This is a genomic window from Methylobacterium sp. R2-1 (genome assembly GCF_014191355.1).
In the GTDB taxonomy this organism is placed as follows: domain Bacteria; phylum Pseudomonadota; class Alphaproteobacteria; order Rhizobiales; family Beijerinckiaceae; genus Methylobacterium.
The window spans coordinates 79,193-103,251 of the sequence record NZ_JACHWM010000003.1; the positions used below are offsets into that span (position 1 = coordinate 79,193).

Consider the following 24,059-nt stretch of genomic DNA (forward strand, 5'->3'; position numbering starts at 1 on the left):
GCGGGACCGGGAAGCCTCGCGCGGCAAGATCCGCGGAGGGCCGCCGATGCGCACCGTTGCCGTCCTTCTTTGTCTCGTCCTGACAGGCGCGCCGGCCTATGCCGACGACGTGGCCCGCACAGCGGCCCGCGCCACCATCGAGCGGCAGATCGACGCCTTCCGCCGCAACGACGCGGCGGGCGCCTACGCCGAGGCCGCGCCGCAGATCCGCAACCTGTTTCCCTCGGCCGAGACCTTCATCGCCATGGTAGCGAAGGGCTATCCCCCGGTCCTGCGCCCCCGCAGCTACCGCTTCGAGACAGTTGAAGAGACAGGCGAGGACGAGATTGCCCAGGGCGTGAGCTTACAGGACGAGGCCGGCATCGATTGGGTGGCGCTCTACACGCTCCGGCGTCAGGCCGACGGTCAATGGCGGATCACCGGGTGCCAGTTGAAGAAGGCGTCGGGCGAGAGGGTTTGACGCCGCGGGGCCAAAAACTGATCCGGCTCCGCTTCGACATGGCGAAATCGATCGTGTAGAGGGGGCGCCTTCCCGGAGGCATCCTTGCTGCACGTCTCGACCCGCGGCGCCGCCGCGCCCTTGAGCTTTTCCGATGCGCTGCTCGCCGGCCTCGCCCGCGACGGCGGCCTCTACGTGCCCGAGAGCTGGCCTCAGCTCAGCCGTGAAGAGATCGCGGGCTTTGCCGGAATGCGCTATGCCGAGGTGGCCAAGCGCGTGTTGCGCCCGCTCATCGACGGCGAGATCCCGGACCCCGAACTCGATGCCATGATCGAGGCGGCCTACGCGACCTTCCGCCATCCCGCGATCTGCCCGCTGACCCAGATCGACGACAACCTGTTCCTGATGGAGCTGTTTCACGGGCCGACGCTCGCGTTCAAGGACGTGGCGATGCAGCTGCTTGGGCGCCTGATGGATTATGTGCTGCGCCGGAAGGGCGCGCGCGCCACCATCGTCGGCGCCACCTCGGGCGACACGGGCAGCGCGGCGGTCGAGGCCTTCAAGGGACTCGATCAGGTCGATGTGTTCATCCTGTTCCCGCACGGCCGCGTGTCGGAGGTGCAGCGTCGGCAGATGACGACGATCAACGCGCCGAACGTCCACGCGCTCGCGGTCGACGGCAATTTCGACGATTGCCAGAACCTCGTGAAGGCGATGTTCCAGCACGGCGACTTCGCGGACTCGGTCAAGCTGTCGGGCGTGAACTCGATCAACTGGGCCCGCGTCGCGGCGCAGACCGTCTACTACTTCACGAGCGCGGTGGCCCTGGGCGCCCCGCATCGAAAGGTCTCGTTCGCGGTGCCGACCGGCAATTTCGGCGACATCCTCGCCGGCTGGGTCGCCAAACGGATGGGCCTGCCGATCGAGCGGCTGATGATCGGCACCAATGCCAATGACATCCTGGCGCGCACGCTGGAGCACGGGGCCTACGAGCCGCGCGGCGTGCAGCCGACCACCTCGCCCTCGATGGACATCCAGATCTCGTCGAACTTCGAGAGGCTGCTGTTCGAGGCTTTGGACCGCGACGCCTCCGCGCTCGGACGCCTGATGGCCGGTCTGAAGCAGTCCGGCGGCTTCACGCTCAGCCCCGAGGTTCTGGCGAGTGTGCGCGAGGAATTCGATGCGGCCGCCGTACGCGAGCCGGATGTGGTGGACGAGATCGCCGGCACCTACCGCAAGACCGGTATGGTGCTCGATCCGCACAGCGCCATCGGTGTGCGCGCCGGCCGCAAGTTGCTCGAGAAGGATCCGGCGACACCGGTCGTGGCGCTCGCCACCGCCCACCCGGCCAAATTCCCGGACGCGGTCTCGCAGGCGACCGGCGGCGGGCGCCCGGTGCTGCCGCCCCACCTCGCCGACCTGATGACCCGGCCGGAGACCGTGGCGAATCTGGCCAATGATCAGGCCACGATCGAGCGCTACATTACGGAGCATGCCCGCATCACGCGAGGCGACTGAGACGGCATGAACCAGCATTTCTCGACCTTCGGCGCCTCGCCGGGCCTCACCGTCAGTCGCCTCGGCAACGGTCTGACCGTCGCCACCGAGACCATTCCCGGCGTCGCCACGGCGACGCTCGGCGTCTGGGTCGGGGCGGGTTCGCGCCACGAGCGGGCGGATGAGCACGGCCTGAGCCACCTGATCGAACACATGGCCTTCAAGGGCACAGCGACGCGCTCCGCCCGCAAGATCGCCGAGGACATCGAGAATGTCGGCGGTGAGATCAACGCCGCCACCAGCACCGAGAGCACGAGCTACACCGCTCGCGTTCTCGGCGAGGATGCGGGCGTGGCCCTCGACGTGCTCGGCGATATCCTGACCCGCTCGGTCTTCGACGCGAACGAACTCGCCCGCGAGAAGGGTGTGATCCTCCAGGAATATGCGGCAGTCGAGGACACGCCCGATGACGTGGTCTACGACGCCTTCATCGAGACGGCCTTTCCCGACCAGCCGATCGGCAGACCGATCCTGGGCCGGCCCGAGACGATCCAGAGCTTCGACCGCGCGGCGATCGAAGCCTACATCGCCCGCGAATATGTCCCCGAGCGCATGGTGCTCGCCGCCGCCGGCGCGGTCGAGCATGCCGAGATCGTCGAGGCGGCCGAGCGCCATTTCGGCAGCCTCAAGTCCGTCGAGGCACCGCCGGTCGTGGCCGGAATCTACGGCGGCGGCGAGCGGCGGATGCAGAAGCGGCTCGAACAGGCGAACCTCGTGCTCGGCCTGCCCGGCCTCTCCTTCCGCGACGATGGCTACTATGCGCTGCACCTGTTTTCCCAGGTGCTCGGCGGCGGGCTGACCTCGCGGCTCTGGCACGAGGTGCGCGAGACCCGCGGGCTCGCCTACGACATCCAGGCCTTCCACTGGCCCTTCGCCGATTGCGGCCTGTTCGGCATCGGCGCCGGCACCTCGGGCGCGGACCTCGCCGAACTCGTCGATGTCACCATCGCCACCACCCGCGAGGCGACCGAGCGGCTCGACGCAACGGAGCTCGCCCGCGCCAAGGCGCAGCTCAAGCTCTCCCTGCTCTCCGCCCTGGAGACGCCGGGCGGGCGCATCGAGCGCAACGCCCGCCAGCTTCTCGCCTGGGGCCGGGTGATCCCGCCGCAGGAGCTGATCGCCAAGGTCGATGCGGTCGAGGTCGAGCACGTTCGCGCGGCGGGCCGTACTCTTCTGCGCGGTGCGCCGACGCTCGCCGCAATCGGCCCAATCAAGGGACTGCCGCCGCTCTCCCGCGTCACGGCGGCTCTTCAGGCGGCCTGACGGCGCACTACCTCTCTGGGTTGAAGCCCGGCGCCCACAAAGGGTGCCGGGACCGGCTCCAAGTGAAACACCGCCCGCCATGAATCCCGTCGCCGTCGCGACCATGCTCGGTATCGCCCTCGGCTTCTTCGGTCTGCTCGCCTACGCGCTGACCGTAGGCGAGGCGTGGCTGCTCGCCATCCTCGCCATCATCGCCGTCGGGGTGTTCGTGCGCTGGGGGGAGTGAGCCGCAGCCTTGCCGCACATCGTCCCTGCGGATGTCGGCCGGGCTACTTCCGCTCCTCCAGGGCCGGTCCCCGCGTCGCATCGGTCCCCTGCCCCGTTCCGGCCAGCGGGCCGACCGTGACCGGCTGGCCGGTGCGGGCGGCCGCGTAGATCGCCTCCATCAGGATCATGTCCTGCAAGCCCTCCTCGCCGGGCGTGCGAGGGCGGCGGTCGGTGAGGATGCACTCGGCCATGTGGTCGAGTTCGAGCGCGAACTGGTTCTTGTGCGTCAACACCGGTTCGTCCCGCTGGACGTGGCTTCCCTCGCGGTGCGCGATGGTGAGGCGCTGGCCGCGATAGGCAAAGGCGTTTGCCAGGTCGAGCGAACCTCCAGTGGTATGGACGCGAAGTGACCGGCTCTCATGGACGCCATAACTGGTGCCGCACTGCGCGATCACCCCGGAGGGGAAACGGAGCGTAAAGGCGACGCTCTCCTCGACCTCCTTGAAGCGTGGGTCGTTCTCGGGCGTGACGATCTGCGCCTGGATCGAGACCGGCTCCTCGCCCAGCAGCGCCCGCACCCCGTTGAGGCAGTAGAGGCCGATATCCGGCAGCGCGCCGCCGCCCGCGAGCGCCTTGCGCAGGCGCCACTGTTCCGGCAGCGCCGTGGTCTGACCGTTGAAGGCCTCGACCATCTTCACTCGCCCGAATTCGCCGGAGCGGGCGAGCCGCACCACCTCGCGGTTGAACGGCTCGTACTGGCAGCGATAGGCGATCATCAGCTTGACGCCCGCCTTGTTGCAGGCCTCGATCATCTCCTGCGCCTCGGCCGACGCGTTCGCCATCGGCTTCTCGCACAGCACGTGCTTGCCCGCGCCCGCTGCCGCCAGGACGTTGTCCCGATGCAGGCCGTTCGGCGTGACGATGTAGACCGCCTTGACCGCGGGATTGGCCTTCAGCCGATCCCACTGGTCGTACGAATAGATCGCGTCGGCCGGGATGCCGTACTGTGCCGCCGTCAGCCCGGCTTTCTCCGGCGAGCCGGACATCAGCGCCACGACCTTCGCCTTCTTTGCTTCGCCGAAGGCCGGCAGGATCTCCTCCAGGCTCAGGCGCCCGAGCCCGACGATCGCGAAGCCGACCCGCTCGGAGAGCGGCATCGGTGCGGGCGGCGGCGGGGGCGGCGCATCGCCGGAATCGCGCCAGTTCGGGAAGACAATCCGCCCGCCCTGGACCGCGCCGGTATCGGCCGGTACCGACGGAGCCGGCGGACCGGACGCGGCCCGTGCGCCCGCGCCGAGGCCCAGGGCCGCGCCTGTCAGGCCGGCGCTGCCCGCAAGGAGGAGGCGCCGGGACAATCGGAGGTCGTCGCTCATGGAGTAGGGTCCGGCCTTGCTAAAACACGAGGCCGGAACGCGTCAGCCTGCCGAGGTGGTTCCTTTGACCTGGCCGGGTCCGGTCGACGCGGGGGTCGGATCTGGGTCCTCCACCTCGCCCCGGCGCTGGAGCTGGAGTGCGACGAACCAGCAGAGAGCCGCCCAGGCGGCGCCGACGCACCAGCCCGCCAGCACATCGCTCGGCCAATGGACGCCGAGATAGACGCGGCTGACGCCGACCAGGACCGTCATGAAGATGCCGAGCGCGAGCATCAGCGCCTTGACGCTGCGCCGCCGCTCGACGCGGGCGAGCAGGGTGGCGAGCGTGAGGTAAGCGATGGCCGACATCATCGCATGGCCGGAGGGGAAGCTTGCCGTGAACACCTCCATGCCGTGCGGCACCAGGTCGGGCCGTGGGCGGTGATAGAAGAACTTGAGCACCGTCGAGACGGCCTCGCCGCCTCCGACCGCAGCCAGCACGAACACCGCAACCCGCTGTCGGCCCGCGAGCGCGAGGTAGATCACCGCCGCTGCCGTGAGGAACACGATGGTGACCACGCTGCCCCAGCCGGTGATGTCGCGCATCGCCTCTTCCAGCCAAGCCGGCCCGATCGGGTCGGAGAGGTCGGCGGGGTTGCGCAATCCGAGCAGAATCTTGCGGTCGAGGGCCGCGGTCGAGCCTTCGCCGACCTCGCGGGCCAGGGCGAAAAAGCCGTAGCCGAGGGTGCTGACGAGGAGCAGCGAGACCAGCGGCCCGACCTCGTTGAGGTGGAGCCGCAGCCATACGGCGGACGAGCCGCGCCAGAGGGCGCCGCCGCCGGTGCGCGCGATACCGGGCAGTCTCATGCCGCATCCCCGAATGCGATGGTCGCGATCCGCTCCCACGGACCGCCGAGGTAACGCCATAGCAGCATGCCCGGTGCCCGAAAGTGCGAAGGTCGGAAGTTCTCGGCCAACGCGGCGTGCAGCGCACGGGCGGTCTCGGGAGCGACCTTGTTCTGCACGGTGACGTGCGGGCGCCAGCCCTGCCGGTCCTGTGCGTTAAGATGCTCGCGGAACGCCGCCGCGACCCGCGCGCGAAAGCCGGACAGGGCTTCCGATTCCAGGGCGTAAGCGACGCCGCGCCCGGTGAGGCGCACGCCCGTGACCGCAACGTCCGGTACGCTCTGCGTGCGGGCAAGCGCCGCCACCGTCTCGGTCACGCCCGCCACGTCCTCACCCGGCAGGTGGTGGAACAGCGTGACGTGGGCAGGGATGTGGTTCAGCGCCTCCGGGAAGTGCCGCCGCCTCAAGCCGTCGAAGGTGGCGAAGGCCGCCTCGTCCATCTGCAGCGTCAGGATCAGCGGGGCAGGCTCGGGCAACGCTTCGGACTCTCTCGATCGAGGCCGGTCGCCCGGCGCGGTTCGAGCAAGATGGTGCGATGGGATCGCGTATCCAGCCGAAGGGCTGTGGTGCGCCTGCGCTGTTCAGCCGGCCTAGCTGCGTCTAGGAAGCTGCGATGGCCCGCAGGAACAGAGAGATCATCCACCGGGGGCGCGACGGGTGGCTGTTCCTGATCGGGGGCACCAACGGGGTGCTGCTGCAATACCGGCGCTCGCTCGCCGGCTGGTGGCACCTGCGCCGCTGGGCACGGCTGATCGAGGCGCGCGCCGCCCGCGCTCAAGCGCTCGGCATCCGCTACGTCCACACCATCGTGCCGGAAAAGCTCTCGGTCTACGACAACCAGACCCTCGACCTCGACTACGATCCGCGCCTGTCGCCGGCGCGCCGGCTCGCCCGGCGGCTTGCGCGGATGAGCGGCTTCGTCGATCTCGTCGCCCCCTTGCGCGCGGCCCGCGACGGCGCCGAGCCGCTCTACCGCCGCACCGACTCGCACTGGACCTACGAGGGCTGCCTGATCGGCTACCGCGCCCTGTTACGCGCCTGCGGCGCCGTCGCGCCGCGCGACATCGCCGAGCGCCCGCGCTTTCCCCACGACGGCCTGTGGGATCTCGGCGACAAGCTTCCCGATCGGCCGCGGGAAACGGTGGTGAATTGGGCGGTGCACCGCGATGCGTCGCGCGCCTATGCCAGCCCGCTGGTCGAGTCCTACGAGGCGGCGGGAAAGGCGGGCGACCTGCATGTCGGCGCCCATGTCATCTACCGGAACCCCTCCCCGCAGGCCGACCCGCGCACCCTGGTGCTGTTCGGGGATTCCTACGCGCATTTCGCGCCGATCATGCTGACGAGCTTCCTCGCCGAGACGTTCCGCGAGATGCACTTCGTATGGTCGTCGAGCATCGACTGGGCCTACGTCGAGCGGGTGCGGCCCGACATCCTGATGTTCGAGATGGCCGAGCGCTTCCTCGTCCGCATCCCGACCGACGATTTCGACGTCGCGGCCTACGAGAAGCCGGGGATGGAGAAGCCGGTGCGTCAGGCGGAGATGGCGCCGCTGGTCTGACGCGCTGCGGCGCCCCTTCGAAGAGAGGCGCCGGGTTGATCTTCGATCCGGATCTTAGCGAGAGCAGACCCGCTGACGGGCCGGGCCGCCGCCGCCGGCCTGGTAGCTCTTCGCGTGGCCGATCGAGCCGGTCATGTCCTGGGTCGGATTGCCGCCGCCGCGCTTCACCACGATGTCGCAGTAGCCCGAGGCGCCGCCGGCCGCGAGCGGAAGCGCGCCGAAGCCCCCGTTGGTGACGCGCGGCGGGGCCGGCGGTACGACCTGCGACGGCAGCGCGGTCCAGGTTCCTTTCTTGGATCGAGCCGATTGCGCGGCGACTGGCGTGACCGCAGTCGCAAACGCAACCAGGAGGATCGGTGCGACTGATGCGAAGCGCAGCATGTTGTGCTCCTCTCTTGTACAAGTTCCGCTTAATTCCGAAGCAGAAGCACAGGTAGCATGCAATTTTCCCAGAAGAAGTGTGATTGAGCACAATATTTTGACAAATTTTAATCCGCAGAAATATATATAATCGAACGGGATTAGATCTTTTGCTCAGACGTATATAAGTAATACTGAGCGTTGCTGCTGTCGGTGAGCCTTGCGACTTGAAGCGGCATCCGCCAGGGCTCGGCTGGTCGGACGATGTCGACGATGCAGCCACGTCGTGACGGCCTCTCGACGATCAGCGCATGCCGTGTCGGGAGGTGCGCGGGGCCTCGCTTCGGCCGCGGCAGATGCGGGGCGACAGAATGCGGACATGACACAGGCCGCGCCCCGGTCCGGAACGCGGCCTGTCTGATCTCGAAAGGCCCTGCTGCGTGAGGCGGGCTCGGAGCGCACGCCGACGAAGCGGTGCGTGGTTCGTCGGAATGTGTCTCAAGACAAGGACCGGGAGATCCCCGTCTGAGCCGAGAAGGTGGGGCGGTTCTAGACCCCGACGCGCTTCTGCACCGACGATTCGAACGTGCTGTTCGGCATGCCCGGCGACGGTGCGCCCATCAGCGACATCGGTGCTGCGGCGGTGGCCTTCGGGGACGGCGCCTCGTTCGCGGCCGGATCAGCAGCCTTCGCCTTGAAGCCCGCGGCGAGGCTCTTCGCGTCGGTGAGATCCTTCAGCGAGAGCTTCGTGGCGACCTCGTCCCGCTTGCGGCCCGCTTCCTGATCGCCCTGCGCCGCGGCGGCCGAGAACCAGAGGTAGGACTGGACGAGATCCTGGCCGACGCCGAGGCCGCGGGCGTAGAGCACGGCGAGATTGTACTGGCTGTCGCGCACGCCGTGCTCCGCCGCCCGGCGGAAGGCGTTCGCGGCGTTCGCGAAGTCGGGCTTGCCGTTGGCGGCCGGGTTCTCGGCATGCAGGACGGCCAGATTGTGCATCGCCCGGATGTTGCCCTGATCCGCGGCGCGACCGTACCAGACCTTCGCCTTCTCGATGTCGCGGATCACGCCGGAGCCCTTCTCGTAGGCGTTTCCGACCTTGAACTGGGCCGGGGCGTAACCGGCCATCGCGAGCCGCTCGTAGAACTTGACGGCGAGCGCGAGGTCGCGCGCCACCCCGCGGCCCTCGGCTTGGCGGGAGGCGATCTCCCACACGGCGGCGCCGTCGCCGTCGAGCGCGTCTTGCTTGAGCTTGGCCAGGGCCGGCGGCAGGCTGGCGAGGTCCGGCCCGAGCGCGCCCATGCCGGCGAGCTGGGGCAGCGCGCGCTTGCCCGCCGGTGCTTTCGGCTCGGCGATGGATTGCGTCGTCGCCGGATCGGCCGGACCCGTCTGGGCCCCGGACGGGGTCGGCGCGTCGGAGGGAGCTGGAGCGGCGGATGCCTGAGCCGTCTCGGCCTTGGCGTCCGCGCTGCGGCTCGCCGGAGCGTCGGAGGAGGTCGCAGGGGCGGTGCTCGCCACCGGACGGGCATCCGCAGAGGTCGCGTCCTCGGCAGGCGCGCTCTTGCCCGCGAGGAAGGCTTGGTAGGCGCCGAGCGCCAGAACGACGGCGGCGAGGCCGAGCAACAGCGTGCGGCGGCGGCTGTCGAGGGCTCCGCGCAGCCGCGACAGGGGTGCGGCCTCCGCGCCCGGGATACGGACCGTCGGTGCAACCTTGTCGCGCAGCCGCGCGGTCAGCGGAGCCTCAGTCGCGGCTTCCGCCTGAGCAGCCTGCGCCGCGCGCCGGGCGGCGGCGATAAAGCTCGTCTTGATGTCGGCGCTGCCGGCGGATGGGCTCGCCTCCGGCGCTGCCGAGCGGCCGGGCCCGGGTCTGCCGGCGCCGGGCTCCAGCAACTCGTCGGAGAGGCGGCTCGCCTCCGTCTCGCCGTTCTCATCGGACGGTGCGGTCCGGCGCAGGCGGGCCGGCGACTCGGCAGCCGCCTTCGGGGCGGCGGGGCGCTCTTGAGAGACGCGCTCCTGAGCAATGCGCTCGCTCGGGGTCAGCCCCAGGGGTGCGCGCTCCTGCGGAGCGGCAGCAGTGAGCGCCGCGGAGGACGTCATGGTGCGATCGAGCTGCTCGCTCAGACGCGTCAGCACCGCCTGGACACCCTCCATCGTCGATTGGAGGCGCTGGTCCGAGCCCTTCTGGTTCGCGCGCAGTTCGGCGAGATCGGCCCGCAGCAGCTCGAAATCGCCGCCGGCCGCTTTGAGCGGGACAGCCGAGCCCGCCACGGCCTCGCGGACCGCCCGCTCAACGGTGGATTCCAGGTCGGTCCCGCTGCGCAGGGCGGCGACCTGAGAGAGCAGATCGCCCATGGAGCGCTCGAGACGTGCCACGGCCGGATCGGTGTCGCGCGGAGCGTCGAGCCGGCTCGCCAGGGCGAGGACGTGACGCTCCATGGCGTCGAGCCCGCTGCCGCCCGCGCTGACGCGATCGACCTTCTCGGCCACGGTCTCGAGCCGCTCGATCAGTTCGCCGACGGAGCCGGCCTCGGTCCGGCCGAGTCGCTCGGCGAGCGCCTCGAAGCGTCCGAGAAGCTCGCGGGGCAACGCGCGGGAGGGATCGGGCGTCTTCAGCTCACCGCGGATCTCCTCCAGCAGCGGCTTGATGGCGGCGATGCCCGCATCCTCGTCCCGCTGGAGCTGCGCGATCTGACCGCTGATCGCCTGCACGCCTTGGGCGAGGCTCTGGATCCGCTCCGGTCCCGCCAGGGCCGCCACGAGGCGGCGGATCTCGTCGAGCTCGCGGAACACGCTGTCGAGGGCGCTCTGATCGGCCGGATCCGACAGGGCGCCGGAAAGGACGTCATCGACCTTCGCGACCAAGCGCTCCACTTCACCCGCGACGCGGGCATGAACGTTGTCGGCCACATCCCCGGCCAGCCGCTCCACTTGGACGCGCATCAGCTCGATCGGCGCGGCGATGGCGGAGAGTTCCTGCGGGTCGCGTGCTCGCTGGAGATCGCTGGCGACCGCCTGCATGGTCTGCTCCAGCTCGCCCACGTCGCGGCCGGTGGCGAGCCCGCCGAGCGCGTCGCGCAACCGGCTCGTCTCGCGCTGCAGCTCGACGATGGCCGGAGACGGCTCCTGGCCGTACACCACCTCCGCGTGCGGGCCCGCGACAGACACTCCCGCCTCGGAAGGCTCCGACATCTCCTGTCCGCTGCGCTGCGGCTCCGCCGCACTGGTGGCATTCCACTCGGCGATGCCCTCCTCCAACTCGCGCTGGCGGCGACGCACCTCGGCGACGGCGTCGCGGACCTCGGTAGCGAGCGGGCGTCCGCGCCGGCCCAGCGGCCGGGGGGCGCTGAGCTGCCCGGCGAGCTCTCCCACCTTGCGCTCGATGTCGCCGATCATCCGGGCCGCGTCGGCTTTCGAGGCCTCGCGCTGCTCGCTGATCGAGCGGTCGAGGGCGTCGAGCCGCCGCATCATCGCGCCGATCGACGCTTCGATCGAGGCGGCGGGCGACGCCGTCGCGGCGTTCCCGGACACCGGAGCGGCGGGAGCCGCCTCACGGCGCTTGTGCTGCGGGGCCTCCTTCCGGGGCGCTGCCGTCTTGTCTGCTGTCTTGTCCGCTGTCTTGTCGGTCGCCCGTCCGCCAACCTGCCGAGCCTGGTCCGGGCCTGCCTCCTTGGCCGGAGACGAAGCATCCCCGCGCCGCCGCCGCGGTCCCGGCTTCGATGTGTCGGGCACGGCCACCGAGGCGATCCAACTCTCCAGCGGCACCCCCGCCCGCCGGGCGACCTCGCGGGCAGCCGCAAGCACCTCCGGGTCGAAGCTGTCGAGGCTGATCGGGGCAGTCTGTTTCATCGCGCGGAGATCCGAAGTCAGCGGCTTCCGGTGTCCGCCGGGCTGCCGATTCGCGCGATGGCGTGAGGCGGCGGATCGCGGATCGGACAGGAGCGACCATTTCCATTCTTGGTAAATGGCTAGTTAAGAATACGACTGAATGGCCGCGCTTTTCCGGGACTCGCGCCGGTCCAGGGAAGCGTGATCGCCCGTGGGTCGCAGGGGACACAGCCCGGACGGGCCTTGCGAAGCGGCCGCAGGATAGTTTACATGTGAACTATCCTGGGTCGAAGCCGGCCGGACCGGCTCGGCCCACCTGAAAGATGCGGGAGGCTGACGCGATGCCGAGCTACCGGGCTCCGGTCGAGGACACCCTTTTCCTCCTCAACGACGTTCTCGCGATCCACCGCTATGACAACCTGCCCGGCTTCTCCGAGGCGTCGCCGGATGTTGTCGAGGCCGTGCTGCGAGAGGGCGGAAAGCTCGCCGCGGAAGTCCTCTCGCCGCTGAACCTGTCCGGCGACCAGGAGGGATGCACCCGCCGCGCGGACGGCAGCGTCGCCACGCCGAAGGGCTTCAAGGCGGCCTACGACGCCTACGCCGCCGGCGGCTGGATGGGTCTGTCGGTGCCGGAGGAATTCGGCGGTCAGGGCCTGCCGCACGTGCTCAACACGGCGATCCAAGAGTTCGGCTCCGGCGCCAACCTCGCCCTCAGCATGTATCCCGGCCTGACCCAGGGCGCGGTCGCCGCGCTGCTGGTCCACGGCTCGCAGGAACAGAAGGCCACCTACCTGCCGAAAATGGTCGAGGGCGCCTGGACCGGCACCATGAACCTCACCGAGCCGCATTGCGGCACGGATCTCGGGCTCCTCAAGACCAAGGCGGTCCCGAACGGCGACGGCTCCTACAGCCTCACCGGTACCAAGATCTTCATCTCGGCGGGCGAGCACGACCTGTCGGAGAACATCGTCCACCTCGTCATCGCCCGGATCGAGGGCGCGCCGTCGGGCACTAAGGGCATCTCGCTCTTCGTGGTGCCGAAGTTTCTCGTGAATGCGGACGGTTCGCTCGGAGAGCGCAACGCGGTCTCCTGCGGCTCGCTCGAGCACAAGATGGGCATCCACGGCAACGCCACCTGCGTGATGAACTACGACGGGGCGAAGGGCTGGCTCGTCGGCGAGGAGAATCGCGGCTTGGCTGCGATGTTCGTGATGATGAACGAGGCGCGGCTGGCCGTCGGCGTGCAGGGGCTCGGCCAGTCCGAGGTCGCCTACCAGAACGCGGTGGCCTATGCCCGCGAGCGGCTCCAGGGCCGGGCGCTGACCGGGGCCAAGGAGCCGGCCAAGGCGGCCGACCCGATCATCGTCCACCCGGACGTGCGCCGCACCCTGATGCAGATCCGCGCCTTCAACGAGGCGGGACGCGCGCTGATCCTCTGGACGGCCCTCAATTCCGATATCGCTCACCGCTCGCAGGACGCGGCCCAGAGGCAGGCGGCCGAGGACATGCTCGGCCTGATGACCCCGGTGGTGAAGGGCGTGCTGACCGACCGGGGCTTCGCCAACGCGGTCGAGGCGCAGCAGATGTTCGGCGGCCATGGCTATGTCGAGGAATGGGGCATGTCGCAGTTCGTGCGCGATGCCCGCATCGCCATGATCTACGAGGGCGCCAACGGCATCCAGGCCATGGACCTGATCGGCCGCAAGCTGCCCAAGGATGGCGGCCGGGCGATGATGGCCTTCCTCACCGAGGTGCAGACCTTCATCAAGGACCACGGCGAGGACGAGGCGATGAAGCCCTTCGTCGCTCCGCTCCAGCCGGCGCTCAACGATCTCCAGGCCGCGGTGATGTGGCTGATGCAGAACGCCTTCTCGAAACCCGACAATGCGGGTGCGGCCGCCACCGACCTGATGCACCTGCTCGGGCAGGTCGTGCTGGGCTACATGTGGGGCAAGATCGCGAAGGCGGCGCTGGCGCGGAAGGCGGAGGGGGCGGACGTCGAGCGAATGGAGGCCAAGCTCGTGCTCGGGCGCTTCTTCATGGAGCGGATGCTGCCGGAGACCTCACTGCGCCTCGCGCGGATCAAGGCCGGCGCCGAGACGACCATGGCGCTGCCGGCCGAGGCGTTTTAAACGCTGCCGAAAACTCTCACCCCTCCGCGGGGGCGGGAGAACCGCTGGCGACCGGGAACACGAGGAAGCGCACGATGCCCGAGGCCTACATCTACGATCACGTCCGCACCCCGCGCGGCCGCGGCAAGCCGGACGGTTCGCTGCACGAGGTCACGGCTTTGCGCTTGGCGGAAACGGCTTTGCGCGCCCTGAAGGATCGCAACGGGCTGGATACGCGGCAGGTCGACGACGTCGTGCTCGGCTGCGTCGATCCGGTCGGCGAGGCCGGCGGCGACATTGCCCGCGCCGCGGCGCTGGTGGCCGATTACGGCACCCACGTCCCCGGCGTGCAGATCAACCGCTTCTGCGCCTCCGGCCTCGACGCCATCAACTTCGCCGCCGCGCAGGTCATGGCTGGCCAGCACGACCTCACCGTCGGCGGCGGCGTCGAGTCGATGAGCCGCGTCGGCCTCGGTGCCTCGGGCGGCGCCTGGCCGGTCGATCCGGCGATCGCCGTCAAATCCTACTTCATGCCGCAGGGCGTCTCGGCCGACCTCATCGCCACCAAGTACGGCTTCAGCCGCGACGATTGCGATGCCTACGCCGTCGAGTCGCAGAAGCGCTCGGCCAAGTCCTGGGACGAGGGCCTGTTCCGGAACTCGGTCGTGCCGGTGCGAGACATCAACGGTATCACCCTGCTCGACCGCGACGAGCACATGCGGCCGACGACCGACATGCAGTCGCTGGCGAGCCTCAAGCCCTCCTTCGTGCAGATGGGCCAGATGGGCGGCTTCGATGCGGTCGCGGTCGATGCTCACCCGGATGTCGAGGCGGTGGAGCACGTCCATCACGCCGGAAATTCCTCGGGCATCGTGGACGGCGCTGCCGCCGTACTGATCGGCTCACGGGAGGCGGGCGATCGTGCCGGGCTGCGGCCGCGCGCAAGGATCCGAGCGTTCGCCAATATCGGCTCCGACCCGGCCCTGATGCTGACCGGCCCGGTCGACGTCACGAAGAAGGTGCTAGCGCGGGCCGGTATGAGCCTGTCCGACATCCACCTGTTCGAGATCAACGAGGCCTTCGCCTCGGTGGTCCTGCGCTTCCACCAGGCGTTCGACCTCGACCCGGCGCAGGTGAACGTCAACGGCGGCGCCATCGCCATGGGCCATCCGCTCGGCGCGACGGGTGCGATGATCCTCGGCACCGTGCTCGATGAGCTGGAGCGCACGGGCAAGGAGCGGGCGCTCGTGACCTTATGCATCGGCGCCGGCATGGGCACCGCCACGATCATCGAGCGGGTGTGACCGCGGCGTGCGGCGGCGAGGAGCGTCCTGCCCTGCCATCCCTGCGCAAACGCTGCTAAGGGCCTCCCACGCCGCATCCTTTTGACCGAGTGCGGTCCCAGAACACCAATGGGAGAAACGCCACGATGAAGTCGACAAAAGCCGTCCTGTGCCTTGCCGCCCTGCTGGCCCTGCCGCTCGCGGCGCGGGCCGACGACAATGCGGACAAGCTGGCCGTTGCCACCAAGCTCACCGAGAAGACGGTTCTGAAGAACCTCGACACCGGCTTCGGCGGCGCGCTCGAGAAGACCGTCTCGACGATGCCCGACGACAAAGCCGAGAAGGTCCGCAAGGAGGCCAAGGCCGAGTTCGACAAGCAGCGCAGGGAGCTGCTCGAAGGCCTGTCCAAGCAGTACGCCGAGAAGTTCAGCCTCGACGAGCTGAAGGAACTCGACAAGATCTACGACGACAAGACCTATCAGAAGTTCCAGGCCGTCAACGCCGATCCGAAGTCGGAAGTGAACCTGCTCTCGCAGGCGGTGGTGACGCGGCTCCTGAACATGCTGACGCTCGCCGCCGCCAGCGATCAGACGGGCGGCGCCCCGGGTGGCCTGCCCGGTGGCATGCCGACGCCCGCCAAGTAACCGAGCCGATCAGCGAGCGGAGGCTGGAGGATGAGCGGCGCGACGGACAGCTTCGGGAGGAGAGCGTCAGGCGACGCGCTTCACCGGCGCGCCGTCGGCCGCGAAGCCCGCGACCTGCGGCAGGGCTTCAAGCGCCGGACGGGCGAAGTGGTAACCCTGAAGGAGGTCGATGCCGAGGCCGTGCAGCGCCTCGGCCTCGGCCGCGGTCTCGATGCCCTCGGCGATCACCGCGACGCCGAGCGCCCGTGCGATCTGATTGATGCCGCCGACGATGGTCCGGCGCCCGGCATCCGCATCGATGCCGCGCACGAGATCCATGTCGATCTTGATGAGGTCCGGCCGGAAGTTGGACAGAAGGCCGAGGCCCGCATAGCCCGCGCCGAAATCGTCGAGCGCCGTGAGGAAGCCCTGGCGCCGGTACTCCGCGACGATGCGCTGGACGTGGGCGATGTCGTGAAACCGCTCGTTCTCGGTGAATTCGAAGTTGAGGCGCCCGTTGTCGAAGCCGACGCGGCGGGCGGCCTCCAGCGAGGCGCGGATGCAGGCCGCCGGCTCGTAGACGGCGTTCGGCATGAAGTTGATCGACAGCTTGGTGCCGCCGCCCGGTGGGAACAGACGGCCGGCGAGTTCGATGGCCTTGACCCGGGCCGCCTGATCGAAGCGGTAGAGCGTCTCGTCCGTGACCCGCGACAGGATCGAGCCCGCAGACTCGCCGGTCGGTCCGCGCACCAGCGCCTCGTAGCCCCAGACGCGCGCATGGGCGATGTCGACGATGGGCTGGAAGGCCATGGTGAAGGCGAAGTCGAGCTCCGCTCCGTCGCGGCAGGCTCGGCAAGCGGGTCGCGGGCGGGCGTCCGTCTTCATTGTCCGTCCGGTGGCTGGTGTGGTGGGCCGGGGGCGATCGCGCACCCGTTGCATCCCCCATGACGAGCCTTTCCCCTTAAAATTCCGATACGGCCAGGCTCTTTTCCTTCGAGGTTCCGCGATGACCGCCACCGAGAATTTCCGCTTCGAGACCGATGCCGACGGTATCGCGGTTGCAACCTGGGACATGCCCGGCCGCTCGATGAACGTCATCACGATGGAGGTGATGGCGGAGCTGGAGCGGATCGTCGACGCGGTCGTCGCCGACGCGGCCATCAAGGGCTGCGTCATCGTCTCCGGCAAGAACAACTTCTCCGGCGGTGCCGACCTCACGATGCTCCAGGGCCTCGGGGTCGAGTACGAGCGGCTGAAGGCGGCCGAAGGAGAGGAGGTGGCCATGCGCCACTTCTTCGAGGAGTCGCGGCGCCTCAGCCTCGTGTTCCGCAAGCTCGAGACCTGCGGCAAGCCCTTCGCCGCGGCGGTGCAAGGCCTCTGCCTCGGCGGCGCCTTCGAGCTGGCGCTGGCCTGCCACCACCGGGTGCTCGCCGACGACGACAAGACCCGCGTCGGCCTGCCCGAGATCAAGGTCGGCCTGTTCCCCGGCGGCGGCGGCACGCAGCGGGTGGCGCGCCTCATGCAGACCGGGGACGCGTTGCAGATGCTGTTCAAGGGTGAGCAGATCCGGTCCCTGATGGCCAAGAACATGGGGCTGGCCCACGCCGTCGCCCCGGCCGCGGAGATCGTCGAGCGGGCGAAAGCCTGGATCCGCGAGGGCGGCTCGGCGGTCGCGCCCTGGGACGTGCCGAAGTTCAAGGCACCCTCCGGCAAGGTCTACTCGCCAGCCGGCATGATGATCTGGCCTCCGGCCAATGCGATCTACCGCCGCGAGACCCACGACAACTATCCGGCCGCCAAGGCGATCCTGGCCTCGGTCTACGAGGGCCTGCAACTGCCGATGGATCTCGGCCTCAAGGTCGAGAGCCGCTACTTCGCCCACATCCTGCGCACCAAGGAAGCGCAGGCGATGATCCGGACGCTCTTCATCTCCATGGGCGAGATCAACAAGGGTGCCCGCCGGCCCAAGGACGTGGAGCCGACCAAGGTCGGCAAGGTCGGCGTCATCGGCGCCGGCTTCATGGGGGCGGGCATCGCCTACGTCACGGCGCAGGCCGGGATGGAGGTCGTGCTGATCGACCGCGATCAGGAGGCCGCCGACGCCGGTAAGGCGCATTGCCACAAGCTCATCACCGGCCAGATCAACCGCGGCAAGGCCAAGACCGCCGACCGCGACGCGCTGCTCGCCCGCATCACCGCGACGCCCGACTATGCCGCGCTCTCCGACTGCGACCTCGTGATCGAGGCGGTGTTCGAGGACCCCAAGGTCAAGGCCGAAGTGATCGGCCGGGTCGAGGCGGCGCTGCCTCCACACGCGATCTTCGCCTCCAACACCTCGACCCTGCCGATCTCAGGGCTCGCCCAGACCTCGAAGCGGCCCGACCAGTTCGTCGGCATCCACTTCTTCTCGCCGGTGGAGAAAATGCTGCTCGTGGAGATCATCCGCGGCAACCAGACCGGCGACCGCGCCGTCGCAACGGCCCTCGACTACGTGCGCGCGATCAAGAAGACCGGCATCGTCGTCAACGATTCCCGCGGCTTCTTCGCCAACCGCTGCGTGCTCGCCTACATCCAGGAGGGCCACAAGATGCTCGCCGAGGGCGTGCCTCCGGCGATGATTGAGAACGTGGCGCGGATGGCCGGCATGCCGGTCGGCCCGCTCTCGCTCAACGACGAGGTGGCCCTCGATCTCGGCCTCAAGATCATGCGGGCGACCGAGGCGCAGCTCGGCGAGGGCGCCGTCGATCCGGATCAGAAGCGGCTCCTCGTTGCGATGGTCGAGACGCACGGCCGGCTCGGGCGCAAGAACAAGCGCGGCTTCTACGACTACCCCGAGGGCGGCCAGAAGAAGCTCTGGCCGGGGCTCGCCGAGATCCAGCCGAACCGGCTCGATCCCGACAGTCTCGATGTCGACGAGCTGAAGCACCGCTTCCTCGTGGTGCAGGCGCTGGAGGCCGCCCGCACGATGCAGGAGGGCGTGGTGATCGACCCGCGCGAGGCGGATGTCGGCTCGATCCTCGGCTTCGGCTTCGCCCCGTTCACGGGCGGTGCGCTCTCCTACATCGACTTCATGGGCGCCAAGGCGTTCGTGGAACTGGCCCGGCGGCTCGAAGCCCGGCACGGCGCCCGCTTCACGCCACCGGACAATCTACTGGCGCTGGCCGAGGCCGGCGGGCGCTTCTACGACGCGCTGAAGCCGGCGGCGTAACCTTCCGGACGCCCTCCCTTACGGGGAGGGCTGCCATGCGGAACCGAACAGTTCCGCTCTCGTTCACCGCCCGACCGCAGCGAGCCAACCGGAGTGCCCCTTGTCGACTCTCATCAAGATCCTGATCGCGTTCTTCCTGCCGCCGATCTCGGTGCTGATGACGAACGGGATCGGGATCCAGTTCCTCTTCAACATCCTGCTCTGCCTGCTCTTCTACCTGCCGGGCTCGATCCACGCGCTCTACCTGCTGCTGCGTGATCGTTGATCCGCTCGTCGCGTTCCGCTGAGCAGCCTGCTCGGCTCCCAGACGATCGCATGAGCCGGGCCGCTTGAGCGGCCCGGCCGTCGGCAAGCCGGGCGATCGAACGATTGCGGGAGGCCGAAACTGATGCTCAGAATCCTGCTTCCCTCGCTGCTCGCCCTCGGCGCGGGCATCAGCATCGTCGTCCAGCAGGTGCTGAACACGCGCCTGCGCACGGAGCTCGGATCGGCGGCCTGGGCCGGCTTCGCGAGCTATGCCGTCGGTCTCGCCTGCATGGTGCTGCTGACCCTGGCTCTGCGGGATCCCCTGCCTTTGGCGAGCGTGGCGGCGCGGGTGCCGTGGTGGGCCTGGAGCGGCGGTTTCTTCGGCGCGCTCTTCATCGGACTGGCCATCCTCCTCGTGCCGCAGCTCGGCGCTGCGGCCTTCATCGCGCTTCTCGTCGCCGGGCAGATGCTCGCCTCGGTCGCCTTCGACCATTTCGGCTGGATGGGTCTCGCCCAGCGCCCCCTCGATGGCCTGCGCCTGATCGGCGTCGCCCTGCTGGTCGGTGGCGTGATCCTGATCCGGCGCTGAGGGGCCTCACGCGCCGACCGCGTGCAGCGCGATTTCTCGCCGGTGGCCCCGGTCGCGGTGTTCGATCAGGTAGATGCCCTGCCACGTGCCGAGCGCGAGGCGGCCGTCGCGGAGGGGAACGGTGAGACCCGAATCGGTCAGCATCGTGCGAATATGAGCCGGCATGTCGTCCGGCCCCTCCATGCCGTGGACATACTGCCCGTGGCGGGGCGCGAAGCCGTCGAGCACGGTCATCAGATCGACGCGCACATCCGGGTCGGCGTTTTCCTGGATCGTCAGCGAGGCCGAGGTATGCCGGCAGAACACGCTGACAAGGCCGGAGCGGATGCCGCTCTCCGCCACGAAGGCCGCCACCGCCTCGGTGATATCCGTGAAGCCCTGGCCGGGCGTCGCGACCGTGATCCGCGCGCTCGCCTGCCGGCTCACCGCGCCCGCCGAAAAACCTTCGAGCGGCCCGATCTTTCCGGCACTTCTGCCCGCCTGCCTCATTCCGACGCCTCCATCGCCGCGCCCGGCGCGACCTCGCGCTCGCCGCGGGCCAGAATCCGTTCCAGCACATCGACCCGGTCGGCCTCCGCCGGGGGCTTGTCCCAGCGGATGCGACTGACCCGGGGGAAGCGCATGGCCACGCCCGACTTGTGCCGCGTCGAGCGCTGCACGCCCTCGAACGCGATCTCCAGCACCAGCCCGGTCTCGCGGCCGTAGGCGACTTCGCGCACCGGGCCGAAGCGCTTCGTCGTGTGATTGCGGACGTAGCGGTCGAGCTTCTGCAGCTCGGCATCGGTGAAGCCGTGATAGGCCTTGCCGACCGGCACCAACTCCTCGCCTTCCGCCCCCTCGCGCCAGCAGCCGAAGGTGTAGTCCGAGTAGAACGACGAGCGCTTCCCGTGGCCGCGCTGGGCGTACATCATCACCGCATCGACCACGTAGGGCTCGCGCTTCCACTTCCACCATGGGCCCTTGGGGCGGCCGGGCAGGTAGGGGCTGTTGAGGCGCTTGAGCATCACGCCCTCGATCGCGTCGGCATCTGCCCCCGCCCCCGCCGAGGCCGGGTCGGCGCGGGCGGCGGCCACCTCGTCCCAGGTCGTGAAGGGAACGAGCGGCGAGAGGTCGATGCGGCCATGGTCGAGCCGCCGCACCAGGGCCTCCAACCGGGGCCGGCGCTCGGCGAAGGGCAGCCCACGCAGATCCTCGCCCTCGGCCGCCAGCACGTCGTAGACGCGGACATGGGCCGGGAACTCGTCGAGCAGCTTGCCCGTCACCGCCTTCCGGTTGAGCCGCTGCTGGAGCACGTTGAAGCTCTGCACCCGGCCCTCGCGCAGGATCAGCAACTCGCCGTCGAGGGCACCGTTGAAGGTGATCGCATCCATGAGATCGGGGAAGGCTTCGGAAATGTCCTCACCCGTGCGCGAGTAGACTTTCTGGACCTGCCGGCCCTGGTTGTCGCGGCCGCCCGCGAGCTGGACGCGGATGCCGTCCCATTTCCACTCGGCGGAGAACGCCTCGGGTTCGAGCGTTTCGAGGTCTTCGAACTCTTCCACCGGGTGCGACAGCATCGGCGGCCGGAACGGGGCCGGGTTGCGGCTCTCGGGCCGCTCGCCGCGTCCCTCCACCCAGGCGAACAGCTCGGTGTAGGGCGGTTTGAGCCCGTGCCAGACCTCCTCCACCGCATCCGCCTCGTGGCCGCCGAGCGCGCCGACCGCCGTCTTGGCAAGGCGGGCCGAGACGCCGACCCGCAGGTTGCCGGTGACGAGCTTGAGCAGCGCCCAGCGCCCCGTCTCATCAAGGGCGTCGAGCCAGTGGGCGAGATGCTGCAGCAACGCGCGCTTAGGGGTGGTGGCGAGGGTTTCCACGACCTCCGCAAGGGTAGGGACCGAAGGAGGTGGGTTGTTGTGGCCTGGACCGGGGCTGAGAGCATCCCCTCTCCCCGCGCGCGGGGAAAGTTCTCTGCCGACCGCGTCGTCGGCAGAGCGAGCCGGCAAACGATGGTGAGGGGGCGGATCCGGAAGAACCTCATCCTTCGAGGCTCCCTCACCGTCGCTACCGCTCGTCGCGCCGACGACAAGGTCGTCGTCGGAGCCCTCTCCCCGCGTGCGGGGAGAGGGGAACGCGTCTGACGATTCCTCCGGTCCCGGCCAGATCAGCGCCGTGGTCTCGGCGAGATCACCCACGTAGTTGTGCGAGAGCGCGAACAGCACCGGATCGACCCGCTCCTCCACCAGGGCGCGGATCAGCGCCGGCTTCGCCTCCCGGAAGGTCAATCCGCCGGTCATGGCGGCGAGTGCCCAGCCGCGCTCCGGGTCGGGCGTGCCGGCAAAAAAGTCCTGCAGCAGGCGCAGCTTGGCGTTGCGGCGCGGCTCGTAGGCGAGGCGATCGAGGAGGTGGGCGAAGTCGTTCACGCCGAGGCTTCCTCCATCTTCGGATCGTGCCCGGGATCGGGCTCGGCCTCGCCGTCGTCGCCGTAGCCCAGCATGTGCAGCGGCTTGGCGCGGATGCCGCGCGTGCCGCACCAATGCACCAGCGCGTCCTCCTGCCCGTGCGTCACCCAGACCTCCTCCGCTCCCGTATCGAGGATCGTCCGGCACAGGTCCGGCCAGTCGGAATGGTCGGAGATGACGAGGGGCAACTCGACGCCCTTCTGCCGCGCGCGGGCGCGCACCCGCATCCAGCCCGAGGCGAAGGCGGTGACCGGATCGGGGAATTTTCGCGACCAGAGATCCTGAATTGACGAAGGCGGGCAGAGCACGATGGCGCCATGCAGGTCCTTCCGGTCCGCGGCCACCACCTTCGGCGTCTCGCCGAGCGGCACGCCTTCGCGCTTATAGAGCTCGGTCAGTTTCTCCATCGCCCCGTGCAGATGGATCGGCCGATCCCAGCCTTCCTCGCGCAGCAGCGCCATCACCCGCTGCGCCTTGCCCAGCGCGTAGGCGCCGACGATGTGCGCGCGCTCGGGAAACAGCGTCACCGACTCGATCAGCTTGCGCACCTCGCCGCGCGTGTCGGGATGACGAAAGACCGGTAGGCCGAAGGTGGCCTCCGTAATGAACACGTCGCAGGGCACGGTCTCGAACGGGAGGCAGGTCGGGTCGGGGGCGCGCTTGTAGTCGCCCGAGACGACGATGCGTTGACCCTCGCGCTCGATCGCGATCTGCGCCGAGCCGAGGACGTGCCCGGCGGGGGCAAAGAACACGATGACGTCACCGATCCGCATCCGCTCAGACAGCCGCGCCTCCTGGCGGGAGGTGCAAAAATCCTCGCCGTAGCGCACCGCCATGATCCGCAGCGTCTCGGGGGTGGCCAGCACGGTCCCGTGGCCGGCGCGGGCGTGGTCGGCATGGCCGTGCGTGATCAGCGCTCGCTCGACGGGCCGTGTCGGATCGACGTGGAAGCGCCCGAGCGGACAATAGAGGCCCTCGCGGGTCAGGGTGAGGAGATCGGAGGCGCGCTGCGACATCGGCCGGGATATAGGGCGGATCATTCCGCAACACCGACAACCCGCCATCCTGCCGCGATGTCACACCAGCGCTCCTCCGGTGACCTCCTCGCCGACCGCCGCTACGCCTATGCCGAGGCCTGCCTCGCGGAGGGCGACCCCGAGGCGGCCGCCGAGATGGCGAGCCAAGCGCTCGATCTCGCGCCCGGCTACGCGCCCGCCTGGTTCCTGCTCGGCCGGGCTCGCGAAGCCATCTTCGAGCGGAGTCGCGACGCGGCCGACCGGCAGGCGGCACTCGCGGCGTTCGAGCGGGCGCTCGGCCTCGACCCGGCGGACGCGCTCGGCAGCCGCCTGCATCAGGCGGCGCTCGGTGGCGGCGATGCGCTCGCGGCGATCTCGCCGGCCTATGTCCGTGCGCTGTTCGACGGCTATGCCCCGCGCTTCGAGCGGCATCTCGTGGATGAACTCGGCTATTGTGGACCGGCGCTGATCGTCGCGGCGCTCGATTCGCTTCCGGGTGCGCCTGCGTCTTGTGCACCGCAACACTTCCCGAACGTGCTCGATCTCGGCTGCGGCACCGGCTTGATGGGGCAGGCGCTCGCGGGCCGGGTCGGGCGTCTAGCGGGATGCGACCTCTCCCCCGCCATGCTCGCGCTGGCCGGCCGCACCGGACTCTACCAGCGTCTCGTCGAGGCCGATCTCGTCACCTTTCTCGCGGACGAACCGGAAGCCTCGGCCGACCTGATCGTGGCGGCCGACGTCTTCATCTACCTGGGAGATCTTGCAGCAGCGCTGGCGGGAATGGCCCGCGCGCTGCGGCCCGGAGGGGCCGCCGTCTTCACCGTCCAGTCGCCGCAGGGCGGGGAAATGGGTGCCGTGCTCGGCGCCGACGGGCGCTACGCCCATGCCGACGCCTACCTGAGGACCGAGGTGCAACGGGCCGGTCTGATCATCACCGAGATGCGTCCGGCCGCTATCCGGCGCCAGAAGAGAATAGACGTGCCAGGGCGGATCTTAATCCTGCACAAACACTTGATCGGAGCTCATGAAATGGATGCAACCGAAGAGCCGTCATACCGTTGTGCTGCGGAGCAAAACTAGG

21 protein-coding genes are annotated in these 24,059 nt (G+C 69.2%); 12 read left to right on the forward strand and 9 right to left on the reverse strand.

Annotation, left to right across the window (positions count from 1 at the left end):
* Positions 1 to 46: 46 nt before the first annotated feature.
* From FHU13_RS05210 to FHU13_RS05225, 4 genes are all read left to right on the forward strand, one after another.
* Positions 47 to 460: a DUF4864 domain-containing protein gene (locus FHU13_RS05210; RefSeq protein WP_183434827.1), complete on the forward strand. Its 414-nt coding sequence runs from the start codon at positions 47 to 49 to the stop codon at positions 458 to 460.
* Positions 461 to 544: 84 nt separating this feature from the next.
* On the forward strand, positions 545 to 1,957 hold the full coding sequence (gene thrC, locus FHU13_RS05215) for a threonine synthase (RefSeq protein ID WP_183434828.1): 1,413 nt from the start codon (positions 545 to 547) through the stop codon (positions 1,955 to 1,957).
* Positions 1,958 to 1,963: 6 nt separating this feature from the next.
* A complete protein-coding gene (locus FHU13_RS05220) occupies positions 1,964 to 3,259 on the forward strand; it encodes a pitrilysin family protein (RefSeq protein WP_183434829.1) in 1,296 nt (431 codons plus the stop codon).
* A gap of 79 nt (positions 3,260 to 3,338) precedes the next feature.
* Complete coding sequence (locus tag FHU13_RS05225; protein WP_183434830.1) at positions 3,339 to 3,485, forward strand: hypothetical protein; 147 nt, start codon at positions 3,339 to 3,341, stop codon at positions 3,483 to 3,485.
* Between the two features lie 43 nt (positions 3,486 to 3,528).
* Here the strand turns inward: FHU13_RS05225 and FHU13_RS05230 are convergent, their stop codons facing one another.
* From FHU13_RS05230 to FHU13_RS05240, 3 genes are read right to left on the reverse strand one after another with little or no spacing between them, the layout of a single operon-like run.
* Positions 3,529 to 4,839 carry a Gfo/Idh/MocA family protein gene (locus tag FHU13_RS05230; protein ID WP_183434831.1) on the reverse strand — a complete coding sequence of 437 codons (1,311 nt, stop codon included), beginning with the start codon at positions 4,837 to 4,839 and terminating at the stop codon, positions 3,529 to 3,531.
* Between the two features lie 42 nt (positions 4,840 to 4,881).
* Complete coding sequence (locus FHU13_RS05235) at positions 4,882 to 5,685, reverse strand: phosphatase PAP2 family protein (RefSeq protein ID WP_183434832.1); 804 nt, start codon at positions 5,683 to 5,685, stop codon at positions 4,882 to 4,884.
* Entirely contained in the window at positions 5,682 to 6,200 is a 519-nt protein-coding gene (locus tag FHU13_RS05240; protein ID WP_183434833.1) for a 2'-5' RNA ligase family protein, read from the reverse strand. The genes FHU13_RS05235 and FHU13_RS05240 overlap by 4 nt, the downstream gene beginning before the upstream one ends.
* A 137-nt stretch (positions 6,201 to 6,337) precedes the next feature.
* Here FHU13_RS05240 and FHU13_RS05245 point away from each other — a divergent pair, with 137 nt between their 5' ends.
* Positions 6,338 to 7,282, forward strand: coding sequence for an alginate O-acetyltransferase AlgX-related protein (locus FHU13_RS05245; protein ID WP_183434834.1), 945 nt, complete (start codon positions 6,338 to 6,340; stop codon positions 7,280 to 7,282).
* 54 nt (positions 7,283 to 7,336) lie between these two features.
* On the opposite strand, the gene FHU13_RS05250 is transcribed toward FHU13_RS05245, so the two are convergent.
* Together FHU13_RS05250 and FHU13_RS05255 are read right to left on the reverse strand one after the other, a co-directional pair.
* On the reverse strand, positions 7,337 to 7,663 hold the full coding sequence (locus FHU13_RS05250; RefSeq protein WP_183434835.1) for a hypothetical protein: 327 nt from the start codon (positions 7,661 to 7,663) through the stop codon (positions 7,337 to 7,339).
* Positions 7,664 to 8,191: 528 nt separating this feature from the next.
* A complete protein-coding gene (locus FHU13_RS05255) occupies positions 8,192 to 11,485 on the reverse strand; it encodes a tetratricopeptide repeat protein (RefSeq protein WP_183434836.1) in 3,294 nt (1,097 codons plus the stop codon).
* A gap of 320 nt (positions 11,486 to 11,805) precedes the next feature.
* On the opposite strand from FHU13_RS05255, the gene FHU13_RS05260 reads away from it, so the two are divergent.
* From FHU13_RS05260 to FHU13_RS05270, 3 genes are all read left to right on the forward strand, one after another.
* Positions 11,806 to 13,596 (forward strand): acyl-CoA dehydrogenase C-terminal domain-containing protein, encoded by a 1,791-nt coding sequence (locus FHU13_RS05260; protein WP_183434837.1) that lies wholly within the window; start codon positions 11,806 to 11,808, stop codon positions 13,594 to 13,596.
* 74 nt (positions 13,597 to 13,670) lie between these two features.
* The gene (locus FHU13_RS05265) at positions 13,671 to 14,879 is read left to right on the forward strand and encodes an acetyl-CoA C-acetyltransferase (RefSeq protein ID WP_183434838.1); all 1,209 of its coding nucleotides are present in this window, start codon (positions 13,671 to 13,673) and stop codon (positions 14,877 to 14,879) included.
* Between the two features lie 125 nt (positions 14,880 to 15,004).
* Complete coding sequence (locus FHU13_RS05270) at positions 15,005 to 15,502, forward strand: hypothetical protein (protein ID WP_183434839.1); 498 nt, start codon at positions 15,005 to 15,007, stop codon at positions 15,500 to 15,502.
* 66 nt (positions 15,503 to 15,568) lie between these two features.
* Here FHU13_RS05270 and FHU13_RS05275 read toward each other — a convergent pair whose 3' ends face one another.
* Complete coding sequence (locus FHU13_RS05275; protein WP_183434840.1) at positions 15,569 to 16,366, reverse strand: EAL domain-containing protein; 798 nt, start codon at positions 16,364 to 16,366, stop codon at positions 15,569 to 15,571.
* 121 nt (positions 16,367 to 16,487) lie between these two features.
* On the opposite strand from FHU13_RS05275, the gene FHU13_RS05280 reads away from it, so the two are divergent.
* The 3 genes from FHU13_RS05280 (at position 16,488) to FHU13_RS05290 (ending at position 19,524) form a co-directional block, all read left to right on the forward strand.
* Positions 16,488 to 18,689, forward strand: coding sequence for an FAD-dependent oxidoreductase (locus tag FHU13_RS05280; RefSeq protein WP_183434841.1), 2,202 nt, complete (start codon positions 16,488 to 16,490; stop codon positions 18,687 to 18,689).
* Between the two features lie 100 nt (positions 18,690 to 18,789).
* Entirely contained in the window at positions 18,790 to 18,954 is a 165-nt protein-coding gene (locus tag FHU13_RS05285) for a YqaE/Pmp3 family membrane protein (RefSeq protein ID WP_012455304.1), read from the forward strand.
* A gap of 123 nt (positions 18,955 to 19,077) precedes the next feature.
* Positions 19,078 to 19,524, forward strand: coding sequence for a DMT family transporter (locus FHU13_RS05290; RefSeq protein WP_183434842.1), 447 nt, complete (start codon positions 19,078 to 19,080; stop codon positions 19,522 to 19,524).
* A 6-nt stretch (positions 19,525 to 19,530) separates the two neighbouring features.
* Here FHU13_RS05290 and FHU13_RS05295 read toward each other — a convergent pair whose 3' ends face one another.
* From FHU13_RS05295 to FHU13_RS05305, 3 genes are read right to left on the reverse strand one after another with little or no spacing between them, the layout of a single operon-like run.
* A complete protein-coding gene (locus tag FHU13_RS05295; protein WP_183434843.1) occupies positions 19,531 to 20,013 on the reverse strand; it encodes a secondary thiamine-phosphate synthase enzyme YjbQ in 483 nt (160 codons plus the stop codon).
* Positions 20,010 to 21,923 carry a cisplatin damage response ATP-dependent DNA ligase gene (locus tag FHU13_RS05300; protein WP_183434844.1) on the reverse strand — a complete coding sequence of 638 codons (1,914 nt, stop codon included), beginning with the start codon at positions 21,921 to 21,923 and terminating at the stop codon, positions 20,010 to 20,012. The genes FHU13_RS05295 and FHU13_RS05300 overlap by 4 nt, the downstream gene beginning before the upstream one ends.
* Positions 21,920 to 22,978: a ligase-associated DNA damage response exonuclease gene (locus FHU13_RS05305; protein ID WP_183435098.1), complete on the reverse strand. Its 1,059-nt coding sequence runs from the start codon at positions 22,976 to 22,978 to the stop codon at positions 21,920 to 21,922. The genes FHU13_RS05300 and FHU13_RS05305 overlap by 4 nt, the downstream gene beginning before the upstream one ends.
* Positions 22,979 to 23,035: 57 nt before the next feature.
* Here FHU13_RS05305 and FHU13_RS05310 point away from each other — a divergent pair, with 57 nt between their 5' ends.
* The gene (locus FHU13_RS05310) at positions 23,036 to 24,058 is read left to right on the forward strand and encodes a methyltransferase domain-containing protein (RefSeq protein ID WP_183434845.1); all 1,023 of its coding nucleotides are present in this window, start codon (positions 23,036 to 23,038) and stop codon (positions 24,056 to 24,058) included.
* Position 24,059 lies beyond the last annotated feature (1 nt).